The 20,292-nt window shown below is 70.8% G+C and carries 18 protein-coding genes; 11 read left to right on the top strand and 7 right to left on the bottom strand.

What is annotated here, in order from left to right; translation table 11 throughout:
* The first annotated feature begins 61 nt into the window (after positions 1-61).
* Entirely contained in the window at positions 62-2,419 is a 2,358-nt protein-coding gene (locus ACTWQO_RS29605; protein WP_443240428.1) for a sensor histidine kinase, read from the top strand.
* Complete coding sequence (locus tag ACTWQO_RS29600) at positions 2,416-3,072, top strand: response regulator (RefSeq protein WP_443240427.1); 657 nt, start codon at positions 2,416-2,418, stop codon at positions 3,070-3,072. Before ACTWQO_RS29605 ends, ACTWQO_RS29600 begins: the two co-directional genes overlap by 4 nt.
* 79 nt (positions 3,073-3,151) lie before the next feature.
* Here the strand turns inward: ACTWQO_RS29600 and ACTWQO_RS29595 are convergent, their stop codons facing one another.
* Together ACTWQO_RS29595 and ACTWQO_RS29590 are read right to left on the bottom strand one after the other, a co-directional pair.
* Positions 3,152-4,858: a lysyl oxidase family protein gene (locus tag ACTWQO_RS29595; RefSeq protein WP_443240426.1), complete on the bottom strand. Its 1,707-nt coding sequence runs from the start codon at positions 4,856-4,858 to the stop codon at positions 3,152-3,154.
* Between the two features lie 131 nt (positions 4,859-4,989).
* Positions 4,990-5,445: a MarR family winged helix-turn-helix transcriptional regulator gene (locus tag ACTWQO_RS29590; RefSeq protein WP_443240425.1), complete on the bottom strand. Its 456-nt coding sequence runs from the start codon at positions 5,443-5,445 to the stop codon at positions 4,990-4,992.
* 154 nt (positions 5,446-5,599) lie between these two features.
* Between ACTWQO_RS29590 and ACTWQO_RS29585 the strand changes: the two genes are divergently transcribed.
* The 3 genes from ACTWQO_RS29585 (at position 5,600) to ACTWQO_RS29575 (ending at position 8,530) form a co-directional block, all read left to right on the top strand.
* Complete coding sequence (locus ACTWQO_RS29585; RefSeq protein WP_443240424.1) at positions 5,600-6,568, top strand: alpha/beta hydrolase; 969 nt, start codon at positions 5,600-5,602, stop codon at positions 6,566-6,568.
* A gap of 102 nt (positions 6,569-6,670) precedes the next feature.
* Positions 6,671-7,597 (top strand): peptidoglycan-binding protein, encoded by a 927-nt coding sequence (locus ACTWQO_RS29580; protein ID WP_443240423.1) that lies wholly within the window; start codon positions 6,671-6,673, stop codon positions 7,595-7,597.
* Between the two features lie 162 nt (positions 7,598-7,759).
* A complete protein-coding gene (locus ACTWQO_RS29575; RefSeq protein ID WP_443240422.1) occupies positions 7,760-8,530 on the top strand; it encodes an SCO2400 family protein in 771 nt (256 codons plus the stop codon).
* A 19-nt stretch (positions 8,531-8,549) separates the two neighbouring features.
* Here ACTWQO_RS29575 and ACTWQO_RS29570 read toward each other — a convergent pair whose 3' ends face one another.
* From ACTWQO_RS29570 to ACTWQO_RS29560, 3 genes are all read right to left on the bottom strand, one after another.
* Positions 8,550-9,041 carry a DUF4442 domain-containing protein gene (locus ACTWQO_RS29570; RefSeq protein ID WP_443240421.1) on the bottom strand — a complete coding sequence of 164 codons (492 nt, stop codon included), beginning with the start codon at positions 9,039-9,041 and terminating at the stop codon, positions 8,550-8,552.
* A 58-nt stretch (positions 9,042-9,099) separates the two neighbouring features.
* Positions 9,100-9,492, bottom strand: coding sequence for a luciferase domain-containing protein (locus ACTWQO_RS29565; protein WP_443240420.1), 393 nt, complete (start codon positions 9,490-9,492; stop codon positions 9,100-9,102).
* Between the two features lie 91 nt (positions 9,493-9,583).
* Positions 9,584-10,630: a heme/hemin ABC transporter substrate-binding protein gene (locus ACTWQO_RS29560; RefSeq protein WP_443240419.1), complete on the bottom strand. Its 1,047-nt coding sequence runs from the start codon at positions 10,628-10,630 to the stop codon at positions 9,584-9,586.
* Between the two features lie 107 nt (positions 10,631-10,737).
* Here ACTWQO_RS29560 and ACTWQO_RS29555 point away from each other — a divergent pair, with 107 nt between their 5' ends.
* The 5 genes from ACTWQO_RS29555 to ACTWQO_RS29535 all read left to right on the top strand — a co-directional run bounded on the left by ACTWQO_RS29555 (position 10,738) and on the right by ACTWQO_RS29535 (position 16,136).
* Entirely contained in the window at positions 10,738-11,478 is a 741-nt protein-coding gene (locus tag ACTWQO_RS29555; protein WP_443240418.1) for a hypothetical protein, read from the top strand.
* 102 nt (positions 11,479-11,580) lie between these two features.
* A complete protein-coding gene (locus ACTWQO_RS29550; protein ID WP_443240417.1) occupies positions 11,581-12,510 on the top strand; it encodes an HtaA domain-containing protein in 930 nt (309 codons plus the stop codon).
* Between the two features lie 77 nt (positions 12,511-12,587).
* The gene (locus ACTWQO_RS29545) at positions 12,588-13,112 is read left to right on the top strand and encodes a hypothetical protein (protein WP_443240416.1); all 525 of its coding nucleotides are present in this window, start codon (positions 12,588-12,590) and stop codon (positions 13,110-13,112) included.
* A 104-nt stretch (positions 13,113-13,216) separates the two neighbouring features.
* Positions 13,217-15,736, top strand: coding sequence for an immunoglobulin domain-containing protein (locus tag ACTWQO_RS29540; RefSeq protein ID WP_443240415.1), 2,520 nt, complete (start codon positions 13,217-13,219; stop codon positions 15,734-15,736).
* A 34-nt stretch (positions 15,737-15,770) separates the two neighbouring features.
* Positions 15,771-16,136, top strand: coding sequence for a DUF6479 family protein (locus tag ACTWQO_RS29535; protein WP_443240414.1), 366 nt, complete (start codon positions 15,771-15,773; stop codon positions 16,134-16,136).
* Positions 16,137-16,297: 161 nt separating this feature from the next.
* Here the strand turns inward: ACTWQO_RS29535 and ACTWQO_RS29530 are convergent, their stop codons facing one another.
* Positions 16,298-17,941: a glycoside hydrolase family 13 protein gene (locus ACTWQO_RS29530; RefSeq protein WP_443240413.1), complete on the bottom strand. Its 1,644-nt coding sequence runs from the start codon at positions 17,939-17,941 to the stop codon at positions 16,298-16,300.
* Positions 17,942-18,291: 350 nt separating this feature from the next.
* Between ACTWQO_RS29530 and ACTWQO_RS29525 the strand changes: the two genes are divergently transcribed.
* Positions 18,292-19,215, top strand: coding sequence for an LAETG motif-containing sortase-dependent surface protein (locus ACTWQO_RS29525; protein ID WP_443240412.1), 924 nt, complete (start codon positions 18,292-18,294; stop codon positions 19,213-19,215).
* A 79-nt stretch (positions 19,216-19,294) separates the two neighbouring features.
* On the opposite strand, the gene ACTWQO_RS29520 is transcribed toward ACTWQO_RS29525, so the two are convergent.
* Positions 19,295-20,254: a nucleoside hydrolase gene (locus ACTWQO_RS29520; protein WP_443240411.1), complete on the bottom strand. Its 960-nt coding sequence runs from the start codon at positions 20,252-20,254 to the stop codon at positions 19,295-19,297.
* Between the last annotated feature and the right edge of the window lie 38 nt (positions 20,255-20,292).

Here is a 20,292-nt window from a genome sequence, read left to right as displayed (position 1 = left end):
TACCCTTGCGTCCATGCGGCTCGGGGGACACGCGGGGAACAGGGCTGGAGTCGCTCAGCCGATGGACGGGCCCAGGGCCGGCGAGCGCCTGGTGATCCTGACCCTTGAGCGGTACGGAGTGTGGCTGCGGTCCACCGTGTTCTGCCTCTGCGGTGCGTTGGGCGTCGTCTCGGCGGACGGGGCGGAGATTGCCCCGGCGCTGTCTCTGCTGGTGCCCGCTCTCCTCGCCTGCGCTGTGCGGCTCTACGCGCTGCGCCGCCCGCTCCCGCCCGCCCTGCTGTGGCCGTTGGACGCTGCCGTCATGGTGCTGACGGGGCTGTCTCAGCCGGTGCTCGGCGGCGACGGCGCGGAGGTGATGGTGGAGGCGATCGTCAGCATCAGCGTCATCACCTTCCAGCACGAGTGGGCGACGCGACCGGCGGCCGGGGCCGCGCTGGCCGCGTTGGGGGTCGCCGTCTGCGCGCTCGGCGACCTTCTCTCCTCGCCCGGTAACAGCCCGGAGTTGCTACCCCTGGTGCGCATCCTCGTCCTGGCGGGCCTGTCGAGAGCCGCTTACCTCATCGTCCGGGCGCGGGCCAGGGCCGCCGACCGGTCGGCCGCACTCAGGGCGGCGTCGCGCCGGGAGGCCGAAGTCGCCGCCGCACGGAGAGCGGCCGAGCGCGAGTACCTGGCGACCCTGCACGACACGGCGAGCGCGACGCTGCTGATGGTCTCCCAGGGCGACGGCCGGGACTGGTCGTGGCTGCCTCCGCGTGCCCGACAGGATCTGGAGGCGCTGTCCGCCGTGCCCGGATTCGAGACGGGGAACGTCGACCTCGCGGCACTTCTCGGCTGTGTGCCCGAGGGTGAGGGCCGGGACAGGGTGCGGCTCAAGACGCGCATCGACGGCCCGCTCACGGTCCCGTCCGGCCCTGGGCTCGCGATATTCAACGGGGTCCGGGAAGCCGTCACCAATGTGGCACGCCATGCCGGGGTGCGGGAGGCGGAACTCAGGGCATGGGCGGAGGAGGACGGCGTCGTGGTCGAACTGTCCGACGCGGGGCGGGGTTTCGACCCGGAGTCCGTCCCCGCACGGCGCCGGGGCATCTCCGGTTCCATCATCGGCCGGATGCACGCGGTCTCAGGCTCCGCTTCCGTCACCTCGCATCCGGGCATCGGGACCCGCGTGCAGTGGCGCTGGCACGACCGGGTCCAAGCCTCACCGGCAGGGGACGCGGCCCAGGTGACGGGCCTACCGCGCCCGCCCCGCGCCCGGGCACACACGGCCGTCGTCCGCCTCATCCGCAGGCAGCTGCTGTACGGGGCCCAACTGGCCGCGCTGCTGATCAGCCTGCTGTCGCAGTTCGCCCTGTCGCTGCACCAACTCACGGCCCACCAGGGCGTCTACCGCCCCGCATGGGCACAGACGGCGGCCTTCGTCTGCCTCGCCGCCGTCGCGGCGACCGGGGCCGCCCATCTGCTGCGCGGCAGGCAGATCCCGCCGAGGGTGCGCTGGTGGAGCCTGGGCGCGGTGCTGGCCGTCTCGGCGACAGGCGCGTTCACGCTCCCGCCGGAGCGGTTGACAGGGGCGCAGGACTGGGTGTTCGGACTGGTCGGCTGGCACGCGCTGTTCCTGCTGGCAGACCTGCGGGTCAGGGCGTTCACGGCATTCCTCGGGGCGCATCTGGGGCTCAACGCGACCGCCGTGTTCCTGTTGGGGGCGCCCACCGCCGCGGAGTCGGCCGTCATGGGGATCGCCGCGATATCCACCTGCGGCTTCCAGCTCTCCGTCGGTGTACTCATGACGCACCTGCTGCACGGCACGGCGCCTGCCGCGGGGACCGCGGCCGCACAGGAGGAAGAACTGCGCACCCGGGAACGCATCCACGAGAACATGCAGCGTGATCACAAAGAGCGCTACCGCACCCTGATGGCGACGACAGTGCCGCTGCTCGTGGGCCTCGGCCACGGCGTGCTGAGCCCGCACGACGAGGACGTCAGGCTGCGGTGCGGCGTGGAGGCGGCCCGGATGCGCCGCCTGTTCGCGGAAGGCGATGCCGTCCTGGACCCGCTGCTGAACGAGGTGCGGGCGTGCGTCGAGGTGGCCGAGCACCAGGGGGTGACGGTGAGTCTGGCCGTACGAGGCCGCCCGGGTGAGGTGCCTGTGGAGGTACGCAGGGAGTTGGTCGACCCGGTGGCGGTGATTCTGGGCCGTACCCGCTCGACCGCGCGGGTCACTGTCGTGTGGACACCCCGCGCGGTACGCGTGAGCGTGATCAGCGAGGACTGCACCGACAGCCATGCCACGGGAGAAGCCGCTCCGGCACACGGCCGTGCCACGGAGGCGAGCGTGAGCGTGGCCAGAACGACGCGCGGCGGAAGTGTGTGGGTGGAAGCCGACTGGAGAAGACCGGTGCCCCAGGGAGTTGAACTGGCATGAGTGACAACGCACCGGTCAGCGTGGTCGTCGTCGACGACCATCCCGCCATCCTCTCGGGCGTGGAGGCGTGGTACGCCGCATCGCGGCGGCCCATCACCGTGGTCGCGGCCGGCGGCTCCGTACGGGAAGCCTGGACCGAGCCGGGCAGCACGGCCGATGTCGTCGTCCTGGACCTGCAACTGGGGGAGGAGGGCCCCGCCTTCGGCAGCCTTCGAAAACTCGTCGACGCCGGGCGGCAGGTGGTCGTCTATTCGATGCGGGACGACGAGAAGACGGCGCTCAGCTGCCTGGACCTGGGAGCCGCGACCTTTCTGACCAAGAGCGAGGGACGGCAGCACCTGGTCGAGGCGACGCTGGCAGCAGCCGATGAGCGGCCCTACATGCCGCCCGCACTGGCCGGCGCGCTGGGCACGAACACCCGCGCCGACCGCCCCCAGCTCTCCGTACGCGAGGAGAACGTGCTCATCGAGTGGTTCCAGTCGGAGTCGAAGGAGCTGGTCGCGCAGCGCCTCGGCCTCTCCGTACGGACGGTCAACTCGTATCTGGACCGCGTGCGGATCAAGTACGCGAACGTCGGCCGCCCCGCGCGGACCAAGGCGAGCCTGGTGGCCCGCGCCATCCAGGACGGGCTGGTCGACGTGAACGACCTCTGAGAGGTCGCCCCGTCCCGGTACGCGAACGACACCGCACCGGCTCGCTGACGCGAACCGGTGCGGCGTCACTCAGCGTTGGCTAGCCGGCGTTGATCAGGTGGTGCGGCGGGACCTTCACCGTGCGGGCACCCGGGGTGCCGCCGAGGACGATCTTGCGCAGGGCCACGTTGTTCGCGGTGGTGGTTTCCTTCAGGCGCTTCTCCGGGTTGGCGACGACCTGGATGTAGTACGTACCGTTCGGCACGTCCGTGATGTCGAAGGACTGGCCGGGGATGTCCTGGACGTAGGTGTCACCGGAGCCGACGTCGAGGACTTCGCGGACGGAGATGGCGTTCTCCTCGCCGCAGGCGGACTCCAGGTCGGTGTTGTACGGGCGGAAGTTGGCGTTCTTGACCGTGTAGTCGACGGCGTCGGTGTTGGCGAGGCAGAACGCCTCCTTGCCGCTGCGGACCTCCTTCGTCTGGTCCGCGTTGAGCAGGCGGTAGCTGGCGAAGTCGGTGAAGTGCCAGTGCTCGTGGCCCTCGCGCGGGTCCCACTCCATCGTGCCGGTGGGGGTGTAGCCGACCTGCTTGCCGTTCGCGTCGTAGAAGTACTGGTAGGCGTCCATCAGGTCCTTGCCGGGGCTGCGGAAGCCGTCCACGACGAGGGGGGCGGGGCCCGCGTTCCAGACGTTGGCGGCGAAGGTGAGGTAGTCCTTGCCGGGTACGTCGCCGTCCGCGCCATCGCTCATGCGGATGTTGAAGGCGGGCAGCGAACGCAGGTCGGGCTTGGGCACATTGGCCGGGACGCCCGCCCGGCCGGTGGGCCGCTTGGAGGCCGGCTTCAGTGCGGGAGCGATGCGGGAGCCGTCGGTGTGGCCGCGTCCGTCGCCCAGGTGGTGGGCGAGGCCCCGGTCTTCGAGGGCATGCGAGAGGGCGCCCGGCGTGGGGGCCTTGATGCCGGGCGGGTAGTGGTCGCCCGCGTGACCGCCGGCGCCTTGCCCGGAGTGGCCGGAGTGGGCGGTAAGTCCCGCACCGGGACCGTCGTTGCTGTCCTGACGCACCGTCACCTTGATCGTCGGCTGGCTGTCGGGCATGCCGAACAGATCCCGGTACTTCTTCGCCACCCGCACCTTCGCCGTGTACTCACCGACCGGCAGGTCCAGCGGCTTGTCGTAGTCGAAGGTGCTGGTGTTGGACGCCCAGCCCTTCTGCACGCCCCACACCGAGCCCAGCGTGAACGGGTTGGTCGGGCAGCTCTCCGGATAGCGGGAGGTCGCCGGGGCGTCGGGGCGGATGCGGCCGGAGGCGTTGTTCGGGCAGAAGTTGGTCTTGGTCTTGGCCACCTCCCGGCCGGCCGCGTTCTTGACGGACACCTCCATGAAGCCGGGCAGCCCGGCGAAGTCCTTCACCAGGCCGGCGGGGAGGGTCTTGGTCGTGGTCTTCGTGCCGTTGCGCAGGATCTGCTGGGCGACAATGGGGTCCTTGTACGACTTGCGCTTGACCTTGAACTCAAGCGGCGCGTTGTCGACCGTGACGTACGTCCCCAGGTCCAGGTAGACGCCGCTGGGCTCGCCCTCCTCCCCCTGCCAGCGGGTGACTGTCACGGCCTTCGAGGCTGCGATCAGCTTGAGCTTCGGCTTGCCGGGTGTGCTCGACGGCGCCGCCCCGGCGCCGGGAGCGGTGGCGGCGACTCCTGCTACGACGGCGAGCGCCGCGGAGACGGCGAGTGCAGAGCGTTTCACACGCGTGCGGTGTTGCTGACTGGTCATCGGTTCCTCGTCTGCGAGTGCCGTGGTCAACGGCATCGGACTGGACAGTCCAGAAACCCGCCGGCCTTCGTGAACCCCCGGGCCGAACGGCTCTGTGAACAACCTGTGAGACCGGTAAATGCGGTGTGCCGGTTGCCTGTTGGGGCGAGGGAGTTACGAGGACGGGGTCAGCGTTCTGTCACGTTCGCCGTCAGCAGCCGCAGCAACTGCTTGGCCTGCGCGTCCTGTTCGGGGGTCAGCCCCATCGCGTCGCCGATGGCGAGGGGCACGGTGGCGGCCCGTTCGCGGAGTTCGGCGCCCGCTTCGGTGAGGCGGATGGCGACGGAACGCTCGTCCTCGGGGCGGCGTTCGCGGTGGAGCAGGCCGCTCGCCTCCAGGCGCTTCAGGAGCGGGGAGAGGGTGCTGGACTCCAGCTGTAGGGCGGCTCCCAAATCCCGTACGGAGATGGAGTCCTGCTCCCACAGCACCAGCATGACCAGGTACTGCGGGTAGGTGAGGCCCAGCGCGTCCAGAAGCGGGCGATAGCGGGTGGTGACCGCCCGGGATGCCGCATACAGTGCAAAACAGAGCTGGTCGTCGAGGAGCAGCGAGCCCTCTCGCGCGTCCGGTGCCGCAGCGCTCACGTCGCCCTCCTCCACGTCTCCGAATTGTTCGTTCACCGTACATGACCAAGTCCACCCGATTCAATCGGGCACGAATGAGTTGCGCACGACTTAATCGTGCAGTACCTTCAGGTGTGCCGCCACCCGCGACGGCACCCGATCCGAGGAGATCGCCATGACCGAGAGCACCGCCCCCCGCCCCGTCCTGGAACCCGCCGCCCAGGCCTTCACCGAGGCCACCGCGAACCCGCCGTACCTCTTCGACCTCGACCCCGCCGAGGGCCGCAAGGCCGTCGACGACGTGCAGTCGGGCGAGATCGAGAAGCCCGAGGTCGACGAGGAGTGGATCACCGTCTCCGGCGGCCCCACCGGCAGCGTCCGGGCGCGCATCGTCAAGCCCGCCGGCGCCCAGGGCACCCTCCCGGTGATCATCTACATCCACGGCGCCGGCTGGGTCTTCGGCAACGCCCACACCCACGACCGGCTGGTCCGCGAACTCGCGGTGGGCGCGAACGCCGCCGTGGTCTTCCCGGAGTACGACCTCTCCCCCGAGGCCCGCTACCCGGTCGCCATCGAGCAGAACTACGCGGTCGCCCAGTGGATCGTCCGCGAGGGCGCCGCCAAGAACCTGGACACGGCCCGGATCGCCGTCGCCGGTGACTCGGTCGGCGGCAACATGAGCGCCGCGCTGACCCTGATGGCGAAGCAGCGGGGCGACGTCCCGCTCGTCCAGCAGGTGCTGTTCTACCCGGTGACGGACGCGAGCTTCGACACGCCCTCCTACCACCAGTTCGCCACCGGCTACTTCCTGCGCCGGGACGGCATGCAGTGGTTCTGGGACCAGTACACGACCGACGAGGCGGAGCGCGCGCAGATCACCGCGTCCCCGCTGCGCGCCACCACCGAGCAGCTCACCGGGCTGCCCCCGGCCCTGGTCATCACCGGCGAGGCCGACGTGCTGCGCGACGAGGGCGAGGCGTACGCCAACAAGCTCCGCGAGGCGGGCGTCCCCGTCACCGCGGTCCGCTACCAGGGCATCATCCACGACTTCGTGATGCTCAACGCGCTGCGCGGGACGAACGCCGCAGAGGGCGCAATCCGTCAGGCGATCAGCACCCTGCGCACGGCCCTCGGCACGGACTGACGCAACACTCCTGCTACAGGATGCTCGAGCCTCCTCCGACGCACAGTCAATGCCTTTAGATTTCAACCAAGTTGGACCCAGGCGTCACAGGAGGAGGCTCGAGTGAGCACGAAGACAGGACCGCAGCGCTACCCCGGGGCAAGCCGCGCGAACTGGTACCAGGACGACTTCGGCGGCGACGCGATGGAGGTCAACGTCGTCGTGCTGCACACCACCGAGGGCCGCAGCCTGCCCGGATACGGCGGTGGCGGCTCGGCCCCGAACCTCACGGCCGTGCCCGACCTCTCCGCCAAGAAGCTGAGGTGGTACCAGCACTTCGACATCGAGTCCTCCTCCCGGGCGCTGCAGAACCTGCGCGGCGGCGTCGAGACGAACACGCTCAACGTGTGCCAGGTCGAGCTGGTCGGCACCTGCGACCCCAAGACGCACAAGAAGTGGCAGGACGCCGGGCAGTCGCACATCTACTGGCCCGACGCCCCGGACTGGGCGCTGCTGGGCGTCGCGCGCTTCCTCGCCTGGATGCACGAGGAGCACGGCCTGCCGCTGACCGGCCCGAAGGCATGGCCGGCCTACCCGACGTCGTACAAGAACGGCGGCGGCCAGCGGATGTCCGGCGCGAAGTGGAGCGGGTTCAAGGGCGTGTGCGGGCACATGCACGTGCCCGAGAACGACCACGGCGACCCCGGCGCGATCGACTTCGCCCGCCTCCTCAAGCACGCCAAGGCGGACCTGGACCTCGACGACGACAACCCGTCACAGACCGAGCCGTCCAAGCCCTCGAAGCCGAAGGTGCCCACCTACCCCGGCCGCAAGTACTTCCGTGAAGGCGCCTCCAACAAGTACGTCCTGCAGCTGGGCAAGCAGCTCGTCAAGCGCGGCTTCGGCGACCACTACCGCGTCGGCCCCAGCCAGGCCTGGGGCGAGGCCGACCGCCTCAATGTCCGCGACTTCCAGAAGTCCCGCAAGGAACTGCGCGGCGACGCGGACGGCTATCCCGGCCCGCTGACCTGGCGGCTCCTGTTCGCGTAACCGCCCACAGCGGACAGCGCCTGCACCCCGCGTCACACGCGGGGTGCAGGCGGTCACAGGTCAGGGAATCTACGCAAGAGCACCACACGGGCTGCACACAGGCTTTCGAAAGCCTCGTTAGGTTGCTGGCCAATCGATGCCGTCAACCCAGGAAGACCAGAGATGGACTACTGCACCACGTGTCGCCGGCACCTCAACGGCGCCCTGGTCTGTCCCGGGTGCGGCGCCTACGCCCCGGACATAGCCCCGATGACGATGGCCGGCTGGTACCGCCGCCCGGACGAGGCGGAGACCGAGCCCGAACCCGCCATGGACGACGACACGGATGTCCAGGGCCCCCGTCACGCCCCGGTCGCGGCCCCCGCGCCCCACGGCGGCCGGGCCGCGCGGCGCCGGCAGCTCGCCCGGCTGAAGAAGCACCAGCGCCGGGCCATGATCGCGACTGCCGTCGCCCTGGTCGGCGGCGGCCTGAGCTTCGCCACGATGGAGCGCGGCAACAACGACCGGGCACAGGCGGCCACGACGCCGGACGACACGATCATGGGCGGTACGGGCGAAGAGACGACCGGGGTGGAGGAGGGAACGCCTCAGCAGGACACCCGCCCGGCCTCGCCGACCCCCAGCACACCGGCCTCCGACCCGGCGTCCCCCCAGGTCCCCGGCCAGCAGTCCGGCAAGCAGTCCCCCACCACACCGCGGACCACGCAGTCGCACACCGTCGTCACCCCGCCGACCCCGCAACAGCAGCGCCAGAGCCTGCCCCTGCTGCCCAGCACCCCGGACACCCCGGCGACGACACCGACGCCCACCCCGTCCGCCTCCGCGTCGACCGCCCCCGCCGCGCCGTCGACACCGTCGCAGACGCCCTCCACCCCGGCGCCGACATCGCCCCCGTCGTCGCAGCTCTGCCTGCTGGTGATCTGCCTCGGCTGACCGGCACCGCGTGGGCGTCTCAATTCCCGCGCCGCACACTCCAGTCGAACGTCCCCCGGCACACCACGGCCCCGGTCGCGTCCGTGATCTCCGTGTGGGTGGAGAACCGGGCCCGGTCGGTCTCGCGCGCCAGCAGCGGTCGTACGGCATCCCGCGCTTCCCGCGTCAGACGGCAGGTGGCGACCAGGTGCCCGCGTGCCGGGGCCAGGAACTCCATGCGCGCGTTGGTGCCCAGCGGGACGACGCCCGTCATGTCGTCGGGGCCCGTGCTCTCGGCGATGATCGCGGCCAGGCCCGCCGCGTCGGCGAGGGCGATGAGGCCGCTGGAGTGGAGGGAGCCGATCACATTGGTGAGGGACTCCGGGGTGGGGCAGGTGAGTTCGGCGGTGCCGTCGGCGGCGCTGAGGACCTCGATGGCGGCCGTACGGTGCGCGGGGATGTCGAGCAGGGTGCGGGCGAGTGCGGTCGTGTCCGTCCTGTCGTATGCCGTGTCGTCCTTCGTGTCGTCCATCGCCGTAGCCTCGCACCGGGCGCTTACGACGGGATGACGTGGCGGATGACGTGAGGCGTCAGCCCCGCTCGTGCTGTCTGGGCAGGACCGTGACGCGGTGGAAGTTGCAGCCGGCGGGCGGGAGCGCGCCGGGCGGGGACGGTTTGTCGTGCGCCTGGAGGGCGACGCTCACCAGGCTGGCCAGCAGGTCGACGTCGGTTTCGCAGTCGAGGTGAACCGTCACCCACCGGGAACCGGGCACCACACGGATCGCCGTGGACCGCTCCAGGTCCTCGGCGAAACGCCTGATGGCGCCGCTGGTGAGATGCAGGTCCACTTCGTGGTCGGAGTGGAAGTGCACGATTTCGCAGCGCCGGGAGCGCAGTGCGCGCCCCGTACCGCAACTGGCCTGGACCGCCGTGAGGTCGGGCCAGGCTTCCAGTCGCTCCAGGGCACGCTGGGCCAGAGTCATGGCTCCATCGTCACCCGATCGCCCCAAAGCCACCAGGGGTTGTTCAATCCGTAACCTTCACCAACGGTTCACCCGCGGTGTGAGATCGGGTTCATCCCCGGTGAATCCGGTCAACCAGAAGGTCGATGACGAGTGGTGTGCGCGGCCCGAAGCTCAGCAGCACGCCGTCCTCCAGGGACACGATCCGCCGGGCCGCCCCCGCCGGGGTCTGAGCGATCCCCGGGATCTCCTCCAGCCCCTTGACGCCACCCACCGACTCCAGCCCCTTGTCCATCATCAGGATCACATCGGGCCGGGCGGAGACCAGGGCCTCACTGGTGAGCGGCGTGAAGGGCTTGTCGAGACCGGCCTCCACGCCCGCGTCGACCGCGCCCGCCGCCTCGATCAGCGAGTCGGCGCCGGAGCCCTTGCCGCCCATCAGATAGACGGCCGCGCTGCCGCGCATGTAGAGGAAGGCCACCTTGGGCCTGCTGCCCTCGGGTACGGCGGAGCGGGCGGCGGCGAGTTCGTCGCTCATACGGTCGTTGAGGGCCTTGCCCGCCTCGGGGACGCCCAGGGCTTCGGCGATCCGGGTCGTACGGGTCGTGACGTCGGCCAGTTTCGTCGCCGGGTCGAGGACGACCACCGGGACCCCCGCGTCCCGGATCTGGTCGATCGCCTCGGACGGACCGGTGTCGGTGTCGGCGAGGACGACCGTCGGCCGGAGCGACAGCACGCTCTCCGCGCTCACATCGTGCGCCTTGGTGACCTGCGGGAGCTTGTTCGCCTCCTCGAAGGTGGCGGTGATGTCCCGGCCCACGACCTTGTCGCCCAGCCCGAGCGTGAACACGATCTCCGCCACACCGCCGTTGAGCGGCAGGATCCGCGACGCGTCCTTCACGGTCACCTTGCGGCCGTCGGAGGAGTCGACGGTCACCGGCAACTCCGGTGTGGGCGCCTTCCCTTCGAGCGGTACGAGCGTGTTCTTCGCGAGTTGCTTCCCGGCCGTGGCGGCCCGCTCGCTCGCGGAGACCGGGGACGCGTCCGAAGCGCCGCCCGCATCGGCGGAGTTGCCCGCGCAGGCGCCGGCGAGCAGGGCGACCGCCAGGGCGAGCGGGGCCAGGGCCCACGCTCGCGGGTTTCTTCCGGACTTCTGCATCGCCGGTCCTTTCATGTCTCGTATCCCCCACACGGTTGAGCATTAGCTTAGGTTAGGTTTACCTTAATTACCCGAGGTGGGGGTGTGACTTGATGTCCTCAAGTGGCTTGCATGACAGACGAGTTGCCGGATTGGCCGGGGTCGCCGCCTCGGTCGCCCTGGCGCTCACGGCCGCCGTACCGGCATCCGCGGCGGGCAACTCGGCGACCGGACCCGAGGGCCAGAAACTCACCGTCTCCAAGGCCTCCGGCCTCGCCGCGGCGGGCGAGACGGTCACCGTCTCCGGCACCGGCTACAACACGGAGAAGGGCATCTACGTCGCCTTCTGCGTGGACAACGGAGCCGGGAAGACGCCCACGCCCTGTGTCGGCGGCGTCGACATGTCCGGCGAGTCCGGGGCGTCCGTGTGGATCTCCTCCAACCCGCCCTCGTACGGCGAGGGCCTGGCCAAGCCCTACCAGGGCAGCGGCCACAACGGCTCCTTCAGCGTGCGGCTCAAGGTCCGCGCCAAGGATGCCAACACCGACTGCACCAAGTCCGGCGTGACCTGCGCGGTCATCACCCGCAACGACCACACGCGGGGCGGGGACCAGTCGCAGACGGTACGGATTCCGGTGAGCTTCGGGGGGAGCGGGTCGTCGACATCCGACGGCACGTCAACGACGCCGAGCGCGACGGCCAGTGCGAGTACGACGGGCGGGGGCGGCACGGGCGGCGACGACACCTCCGACGGCCCGCTCGCCAGCACGGGGTCGCTCGCGCTGGCGAGCGGGGGCACCGCGGTGGGGCTGGTCGTGGTGGGTGCGGGGACGTGGTACTTGGCGCGACGGCGCCGACGGGCGAGCTAGCGCTCAGCTGGACAGGCGGTTCGTTCACTGCGGGCCGGTGGGGGCTTGTCGCGCAGTTCCCCGCGCCCCTTTGGGGCGCGTTTGACTCAAGGAGACTTGAAGATGCTGAAGAGACCTGGCGCCGCGGTTATAGCCGGCGGCGCCCTGCTCGCGCTGATGGCTCCCGCGGGCTCCGCTAGCGCGGATGACGATGACACGTTCCCGCGTGAGATATCCGGCGGATACGCGACCTGGGCCACGGGCTCGGCGGAGCTGGACGGCGTGACGCTCACGGCGGCCCGGCCCGCCGTACAGGGCTCGGCGAACCGGGCGTCCTTCCCGGCAGCGGGCGGCGGCACCGACCCCGCGACCGGCGCCGCCGACATCGACCTGGGCGGCACGCTCCGCCTCGACGGCTCCGCCGGGCAGCCGCTCGTGCTGGGTTCCCTGCGGCTGGCCCTGGACGGCGGCGACGGCGCCCTGCACACCCGTACGGCCGTCGACGGACGGGCCCGTGACCTCGCGCTGGCCACGGTGGAGACGGACGACGCCGCCATCGCCGTACGGGCGAGCGGGATGACCTGGACCGGCCTGCGCGCGACCCTGACCGATGAGGGAGCGACGCTGCTGTCCGCGTGGAGCGGGGCGGAGTTCGCGGCGGGGGACGGGCTGGGCGTGCTGGATGTGACGGTGGGGACGGGGAGCGAGACGCCTGCCGAGACTCCTGAACCGACGCCGAGCATCCCGGCGTCGACGCCGGAGCAACCGAAATCCCAGCCGCCGACGGCGAGTTCACCGACCGCATCCGTCACCCACGCCACCCTGACAGCCGGCGGCGAACAGACCGTCACCGGAACGGGATTCGAGCCCGGCGCGGTGGTGCTCGTCGCGATCGACGGCGACACCCGCTATCAGGCGGTGGCCGACGACGAGGGCAGGGTCGAGCGGTCCTTCCCGGTGTACGACACCGCCGAAGCGGGCGCGCACACGGTCGAGTTGTACACGCCGATGGACCAACAGACGGTCGCTGCCGCGCACTTCGGTGTTGCGTAAAGACCGAGTCATACTTAGGTTTGCCTAACCTAAGTTGAGCACTCGCTCGACTCACCCAGAAAGGTGCTCGGTACCCCATGAGACGTAACTCCGCCCGTGTCGCACTCGCCGTAGCCGCCGCCGGTGCCCTCACCCTCGGCCTGGCCACCTCCGCGTCCGCCGCCACCTCGACCCGCACGGTCGTCGACGGCTCCACCACGTACAACCTGTCCCTGACCGCGCCGAACACGGCCGCCGCCGCGGGCCAGGTCATCACCGTCTCCGGCTCCGGCTACAACACCGGCCAGGGCGTCTACGTCGGCCTGTGCGTGGTCGACGGCGCGGCCGGCGTCAACAAGCCGACCCCGTGCCTCGGCGGCCAGGACGAGTCCGGCTCGACCGGCGCCTCGCACTGGGTGAACAACACCTTCGGCGGCATGTTCGCCAACAGCTCCAAGTTCGGCACCGGCGGCACCTTCAGCGTGAGCATCTACGTCAAGGCGACCCTCGACGACGGCAGCGTCTGCGGCGAGGACGTGACCTGCGCGGTGGTCACCCGCGCCGACCACTTCGACACGAACGACCGCAAGTACGACGTGCACGTCCCGATCACCTTCCAGTAACCCCGCACGTGGTGCGGGCCGGACCTCCCGTCACACCGGCCCGCACCACCACCCCCCGCCGCCGAGCACCGATGAGGAAGCCCATGTTTTCCACGGCAGTTGACATGCCACGCCCGCGCCGCAGACGCCCGGCGGCGCTGCTCGGCGCCGCCGCGCTCGTGGCCGCCTCGGTCATGGTCGGCGTCGGCTCCACCGCGCAAGCGGCCGACACCCCGAAGACGGCCCTCGGCAAGAACGGCCAGAAGCTCACCGTCTCCGCCTCGGCGAACCTCGACCCCGACGGCGAGACCCTCCGCGTCACCGGTGAGGGCTACGACGCGACCAAGGCCATCTATGTCGCCCTGTGCAAGGACAACGGCGACAACCGCATCCCCACCCCGTGCCTCGGCGGCGCCGACATGACCGGGGGCGGCGAGTCGTCGAAGTGGATCGTGCCCGAGGGGGACGAGTACGCCGGCGATCTCGCCGTGCACTGGGGCGCCGGCGGCACCTTCGACGTCGAGATCGCCGTCAAGGCCAAGGACGGCGGGCTCGACTGCACCCAGGTCACCTGCTCGGTCATCACCCGCGTCGACCACCGGGGCAGCGGCGACCGGTCCCAGGACGTCCGTATCCCGGTCGCCTTCGAGGGCCAGGACCCCGGCGGAGGCGGCGGCGACGGTGTCGACGTACCGGCCGGCACCGTCAGCTATGTGAAGACCGCCGAGTTCACCACCGCCGGACGCCCGGTGGACCTCCTCCTGCACCCCGACTCCGGGAAGCTGTACGTCGGTTCGGAGAACATCCCGGACACCGCCGACGTCGCCGAGCAGGGCCTGTACGCGCTGGACGCGGCCGACGGCAAGCTGCTCAGCCATGTCGCGCAGGCCCCCGGCTCCACCGGCACCCTGGCCCCCCGCGTGGCCAAGGAGATCACCGTCCCGCTCGCCGGTGACGGCGTCGTCTTCCACTACCCGCTGCGCGGCCTGGGCGCCGCCAAGGACGGCGACACGGTCGCCCGGGGCGTCTGGCTGACCGGCGCCTCGGTCACGGCCACGGGCCCGGGCACCCAGGCGTCGACGGTCCTGGTCCAGCAGGGCGCCACCGTCTCCGAGGCCGAGTACGCCACCGGCACCATCAAGCGCACCCTCACCCTCGACGGCGGCAGCAAGCTCGGCGTCGACACGGCACACGCCGCCGCCTGGTCCGGCTACGACAACGGCAAGCTCAGCCGGATCGACACCGGCTCCTTCACCGTGACCGCCACCGCCCAACTCCCCGAGGGCTTCCTCACCTTCATCGAACCGGACCCGGACACGGGCAACGTCTGGGTCGGCGTCGGGGACGACATCCTGGTCTACGACAAGGACGCCAAGCTCCTGACCACGCTGACCGGCAAGGACCGGGCGAAGGCGGCGGGCTTCGACAAGACCACGCACCGCGCCTTCGTCCTGCGTGAGGACACCGCCGCGGAGGGCTCGGACAGCACCGGCTCCCTGGAGACGTACGACAGCACCACCTTCGAGCAGGCCGCCGCGCCCCTCGCCCTCCCGGGCAGCCTGGCGGGCACCGGCGCCGCGGTGGCCGTGGCCCCGGGCGCGACGTCGGTCTATGTCACCGCCCAGGCCGAGAGCAAGGTCCTGAAGTTTGACGTCCGCGTCTCCCCGAAGGTCACCCAGTCCCCGACCGACCAGACCGTGGACCCCGGCGACGAGGTCACCTTCGTCGCGGCGGCCGAGGGCACTCCCGAGCCGACCGTGCGCTGGCAGGTCAGCCCCGACGGCGGCCAGACCTGGACCGCGGTCGAGGGCGCGACGCGGAACGCGTACACCTTCACCGCCAAGGCGGCGCAGGACGGCTACCGGTACCGGGCGGAGTTCACCAACGCGGTGGGCACCACCCGCACGACGCCGGTGACGCTCACCGTCAAGGAGCCGTCGGACGGCGGCGACGGCGGGGGCGGCGGCGAGGACCAGGACCCCTCCGGCACGAAGACCGGCACCGGCCCCGAGGGCCAGAAGCTCACCGTCACCCCGGTCAACAACCTCGCCACCGAGGACCAGACCTTGAAGATCACCGGCTCCGGCTACGACACCGACAAGGGCATCTACGTCGCCCTGTGCGTCGACAACGGCGCCGGCGAACTCCCCACCCCCTGCATCGGCGGCGTCGACATGTCCGGCACCTCGCACTCCTCCGCCTGGATCTCCTCCAACCCGCCGGACTACGGCGAGGACCTGGCGATCCCGTACGGCGACGGCGGCACGTTCGAGGTGGAACTGACGGTCGACGCGAAGGACGAGTACACCGACTGCTTCAAGGCGACCTGCGTCCTGGCGACCCGCGCCGACCACACCCTGTCCGGCGACCGCTCACAGGACGTGAAGGTCCCGGTCAGCTTCGTCGGCCAGGATCCGGTGGACACGGACGACGGCGACACGGGCGGCACCGGCTCGACGGGAGGCTCGGGCTCCGGCGGCACGTCCACGACCGGCGGGACGGGCTCCACGGGCGGTACGGCCACGACGACGGGCGGCGGCAGCCTCGCCTCCACCGGCGTCACGGTCCTGACCGTCGCCGCTCTCGCGGCCGGCCTGCTGGGCGCGGGCTGGGTGGCGTACCGCCGCGGACGCACGGCCGACTAGCTCCCATTCGGGCCAATGGGGCGATAATGGGGGTATGAGTACGGCAGCGTTTGAGGTAGCAGCCACGGCGAGTGACGTACTGAACGTGATAGCCGCCTTCGCCGGAGGACTGTTCATCGCCGGTGCACTGATCTGGGCCGTGCGGCTCGGCATGCGGGTCAGGGACCAGGAACCCCCACGGCCTCGCCCGGAGGAACAGCCCCACCTTCCCGTCACCGGCCCGGTCCACGAGGTCCGGGAGGTACGGGAACCGGACGAGGTCCCCAAGTCGGAGCGCGAACGGCTCATGCCGTACGAGCTCCACCACGCCCGCACCAAGCGAGGAAGGGACCAGCACCGCAAACGCTGGCTCCCCGGCACGAGCGGCGGCTTCGGAAGCGGCGGCATCGGCCACGTGTGACTCCGTCGGTGGTGCCGTGAAGGGTTGTCGGTTGTCTGCGGCGCCGTTGTGGCTGGTCGCGCAGTTCCCCGCGCCCCTTTGGGGCGCTGCCGAACCGCCGGCCTGACCAGCCACGATGGCGCCGCAGCAAACCGCGCGCCCCCCGCCACCCCGTCCCCGGGCTACGCCAGCCAGACCGTCGTATCCGGCCCGATCCGCCCGTCCTCGATAGGCGCACTGCTCAACCGCACCTCTCCCGGCGGCAGCGCGATCTCCGTGTCCGACAGGTTGGCGACGCACCGCCAGCCGTCGCCGCGGGCGAAGGCCAGCACGCCGGGCGGGGTGTCGGCCACCCAGGTCAGCTCCTCCCCCTCCAGCAGCTTGCGGCGCAGCCGCAGCGCCCGGCGGTACAGCTCCAGCGTCGAGCCCTCGACACCGTCCTGGGCCTCGACGGCGTACGACGCGAAGCTCGCCGGCTGCGGCAGCCACGCGGCCCCCGCCCCGAAGCCGTACGAGGGACCGCTCGTCGTCCACGGCAGCGGCACCCGGCAGCCGTCGCGCCCCTTGGAGGTGTGGCCGGTCTGCTCCCAGATCGGGTCCTGGAGCACCTCGGCGGGCAGGTCGGCGACCTCGGGCAGCCCGAGTTCCTCGCCCTGGTAGACGTACGACGATCCGGGCAGCGCCAGCATCAGCAGCGTGGCCGCCCGGGCTCGCCGCAGCCCCGCCGACGCGTCGACGGCGGGTGCGGTGCCGTCGGACAGGAGCCAGGCGTCCAGGTCGGTGCCGGGCGGGAGCATCAGACGGGAGGCGTGGCGGACGACGTCGTGGTTGGACAGCACCCAGGTGGCGGAGGCGCCGGCGGCACGGGCGGTGGCGAGGGAATCGCTGATGACCTGCTTCAGCTCACCGGCGTCCCAACCAGCCTGTAGATACTCGAAGTTGAAGGCCTGGCCGAGTTCGTCGGGACGGGCGTACCGGGCGCGGCGGGCGCCCGGGACCCAGGCCTCGGCGACCGCCATGCGGGGCGGCATGTAGGCGTCGAGGATCTTGCGCCAGTCGCGGTAGATCTCGTGGACCTCGTCGCGGTCGTAGAAGGGGTGGGTGCCGGGGGCGAAGTCCGGGAGGGCGTCCTCGGCGCTGAGTTCGGGGGCGCCGAGGTCGCGCAGCGGCTCGCTGAGGTCCTTGGCGAGGGCGTGGGCGACGTCGACGCGGAAACCGTCGACGCCCCGGTCGCACCAGAAGCGCAGGGTGGTGCGGAAGTCGGCGCGGACCTCTTCGTTGTCCCAGTTGAGGTCGGGCTGCTCGGGGGTGAACAGGTGCAGATACCACTGCCCGTCCGGGAGGCGCCGCCACGCGCTGCCACCGAAGACGGACTGCCAGTCGGTGGGCGGGAGTTCGCCGGTCTCGCCCCGGCCGTCGCGGAAGACATACCGGTCACGGGCCGCTGATCCCGGCCCCGCGCGCAAGGCCTCCTGGAACCAGACGTGCTGGTGCGAGGTGTGGTTCGGGACAATGTCGACCATCACCTTCAGGCCGAGGCGATGTGCCTCCTCGACCATGGCGTCGAAGTCGTCGAGGGTGCCGAGGCGGGGGTCGACGTCGCGGTAGTCGGCCACGTCATAGCCGCCGTCGGCGAGTTCGGAGGGGTAGAAGGGGCTCAGCCACAGGGCGTCGACGCCCAGGGCGGCGAGGTGGGTCAGGCGCTGGGTGATGCCCTTCAGGTCCCCGAGCCCGTCGCCGTCTGCGTCGGCGAAGCTGCGCGGATAGACCTGGTAGATGACGGCCTGACGCCACCAGTTGGGGTCGCGGGACGAGAGGTCGGGCACGCGGTCTCCTCTGCGGTGCGGTCACGCTGTGCGGTGGTGCGACAGACAAAACCCTGTCCAGATCGCCTGAAAAGTGAACCACCGGGCGGTTGCGTCAGGCGTGGACTGAAGCATTCCCGGTGTGATGGAAATGTGATGACGCCTGAACTTCCTCTCCATCTCCGCAGGTTGACAGGTTTCAACGGCACGACGAGCATGGTCCTCGCTGTGGCGCATGTGACCGATGGGCCCGGTGTTTTTTTCGCTTTTCTCCACGACCATTCCACCCGGCTCGGCGTGCCCGGCTGCATCGCGCTGCCCTCCACGGCTCCGTGCCCGGGTTCTCTGCTCACGCCAAGATGGGGATCCGCATGTCCATTGCGAGACGTGTCACCGCGCGCCGCCTGCTGACCACGGGCGCCGCGTCACTCGCCCTCTGCGCCGCCACCGTCGCCTCCGCCTCCGGCGCCTGGGCCACCGGCACGCCCGGCGGCGAGGGCTGGAAGTCCGGCGGTGCCTACCAGCCCGGCACCGGCGCGGGCACGGAAACCGGAACCGACCGCTGCCAGTTCTCGCTCGACGGCACCAACTTCTTCGACTCGGTCAAGGTCGACGACGTCAACCTCCGGCCCACCGACGACGGCAAGGTGCACATCTCCGTCCGCACCGCCGGCGACGCCACCACCTGCACCGCCTCCCTCGCCTCCTACATCGCCCACGGCGCCACCTTCGCCACCTCCGGCGAGCAGGTCTTCGTCGACTTCGACACCGCGACCGTCAAGCCCGGCCAGACCGACACCCTCGACATCGCGGTGCCGGACGCTGGCTGCTTCGCCCAGATCGACCTCTACCGCGGCAAGGTCAAGTACGACGGCGACTTCGACGCGAACGACGGCTTCGAGCATGGCGACCTGCCCAAGGGCCCGGACCGCCCGGTCATCAAGGACAAGCTGATCGCCGCGTGGAACGGCGGCACGAAGGAGTGCACGACGGTTCCTTCGGAGCCCCCGGCCGAGTCGACCCCGCCGGCCGAGTCCACGCCCCCGGCCGAGTCCACCCCGCCGGCCGAGGAGACGACGCCTCCGCCGACCGAGCCGCCGTCCGAGACCCCCTCCACCCCGCCCGCTTCCGAGTCGACGCCGCCCCCCGCCCCCACCCCGAACGGCGGCGACGACGACCTCGCCGAGACGGGCGGCAGCAGCGCGACCATGCCGATCGCGATCGGCGCGACGGTCCTGCTGGCAGGCGGCGCAGGCATAGTGGTGCTGACACGCCGCCGCCGCACTTCAAGCTAACGGGAACCTTGGCGCCCCTTCAGGGGCGCGGGGAACTGCGCGACCAGCCCCCACAAACCCGCAGACAAGAAAGAACCAACTAACGCTCGACGGTCGAGAGGTACAGCTTCACGTACCTCTCGACATCGACGTCCAACGCCACATCCACCAAGGGCTGTTCACGAATACCCTCATGGATCTCGGCCTCGCCGGGACGGGGACGCCGGTCGACGATCGTCTGCCCCCGCCCCGGCCCCGGAGCAAGGTTCACCTCGACCGCCAACAGCTCCGTACGGATACCCGCGGGATCGACGACCGCACACACCGCACCGGCGTCCCCCAGACCCCCCGTAGGGGTCGGATCACCGGACGCGTCCGGATCACGATGGGCCAGCAACTCCCCGGCCATCCGAAGACTCGCTTCCGCACTCGTCCGCAACCGCTGCACATCCGCCGCAGGCACTAGCACCCGCTTGAACACATCCAGCCCATACATGGTGATCGGCACCCCCGCGGTGAGCAGAATCGCCGCCGCCTCCGGGTCATGCCACACATTGAACTCCGCGACCGGCGTGGCATTCCCCGTCGCCACCGCGCCACCCATGAACACGATCCGCTCGATGTTGCGCACGACCTCCGGGTGGGTCCGCAACAGCAGAGCGATATTCGTGAGGGGCGCGGTCGGAACGAGCGTCACCGGCCGCGGCGACGCAAGGATCTCCCGCCGCAGCAGCGTCACCGCGTCCACGTCGACCGCCGTACGGCTCGGCGCGCGCAGCCCGAGGTCGGCCATCCCGTCCTCCCCGTGCACATGCCGTGCCGTCCGCACGGCCTCGATCAACGGCCGCTCGGCGCCGCGCGCGACGGGAATCTCGGGTGCGCCCGCCTGCTCCAGCACGGTGAGCGTGTTCCGTACGACGCCGTCGACGTCGGTGTTCCCGGCCACACAGGTGATCGCCCGCAGGTCGATCCCCGGGTGGCGTACGGCGAACAGCAGGGCCAGGGCGTCGTCGACACCGGTGTCGCAGTCGATGATCACGGGTATGGGCTGACCGGTCACGTCGGCGCTCCTCATTCCACGTCCGGGAAAGTCACTGT

It is taken from the genome of Streptomyces sp. 4N124 (genome assembly GCF_052245395.1).
GTDB lineage: Bacteria > Actinomycetota > Actinomycetes > Streptomycetales > Streptomycetaceae > Streptomyces.
The sequence above is the reverse complement of the archived record's forward strand: the minus strand, read 5'-3'. Positions and strand labels throughout refer to the sequence as shown.

Excerpts from the sequence above, each read along its gene's own strand:
- ACTWQO_RS29585 (WP_443240424.1), top strand. The coding sequence starts at position 5,600 with ATGACCGAGAGCACCGCCCCCCGCCCCGTCCTGGAACCCGCCGCCCAG.
- ACTWQO_RS29600 (WP_443240427.1), top strand. The coding sequence starts at position 2,416 with ATGAGTGACAACGCACCGGTCAGCGTGGTCGTCGTCGACGACCATCCC.
- ACTWQO_RS29565 (WP_443240420.1), bottom strand. The coding sequence starts at position 9,492 with ATGACTCTGGCCCAGCGTGCCCTGGAGCGACTGGAAGCCTGGCCCGAC.
- ACTWQO_RS29535 (WP_443240414.1), top strand. The coding sequence starts at position 15,771 with ATGAGTACGGCAGCGTTTGAGGTAGCAGCCACGGCGAGTGACGTACTG.
- ACTWQO_RS29595 (WP_443240426.1), bottom strand. The coding sequence starts at position 4,858 with ATGCCGTTGACCACGGCACTCGCAGACGAGGAACCGATGACCAGTCAG.
- ACTWQO_RS29560 (WP_443240419.1), bottom strand. The coding sequence starts at position 10,630 with ATGCAGAAGTCCGGAAGAAACCCGCGAGCGTGGGCCCTGGCCCCGCTC.
- ACTWQO_RS29605 (WP_443240428.1), top strand. The coding sequence starts at position 62 with ATGGACGGGCCCAGGGCCGGCGAGCGCCTGGTGATCCTGACCCTTGAG.
- ACTWQO_RS29575 (WP_443240422.1), top strand. The coding sequence starts at position 7,760 with ATGGACTACTGCACCACGTGTCGCCGGCACCTCAACGGCGCCCTGGTC.
- ACTWQO_RS29570 (WP_443240421.1), bottom strand. The coding sequence starts at position 9,041 with ATGGACGACACGAAGGACGACACGGCATACGACAGGACGGACACGACC.
- ACTWQO_RS29545 (WP_443240416.1), top strand. The coding sequence starts at position 12,588 with ATGAGACGTAACTCCGCCCGTGTCGCACTCGCCGTAGCCGCCGCCGGT.
- ACTWQO_RS29525 (WP_443240412.1), top strand. The coding sequence starts at position 18,292 with ATGTCCATTGCGAGACGTGTCACCGCGCGCCGCCTGCTGACCACGGGC.
- ACTWQO_RS29550 (WP_443240417.1), top strand. The coding sequence starts at position 11,581 with ATGCTGAAGAGACCTGGCGCCGCGGTTATAGCCGGCGGCGCCCTGCTC.
- ACTWQO_RS29540 (WP_443240415.1), top strand. The coding sequence starts at position 13,217 with ATGCCACGCCCGCGCCGCAGACGCCCGGCGGCGCTGCTCGGCGCCGCC.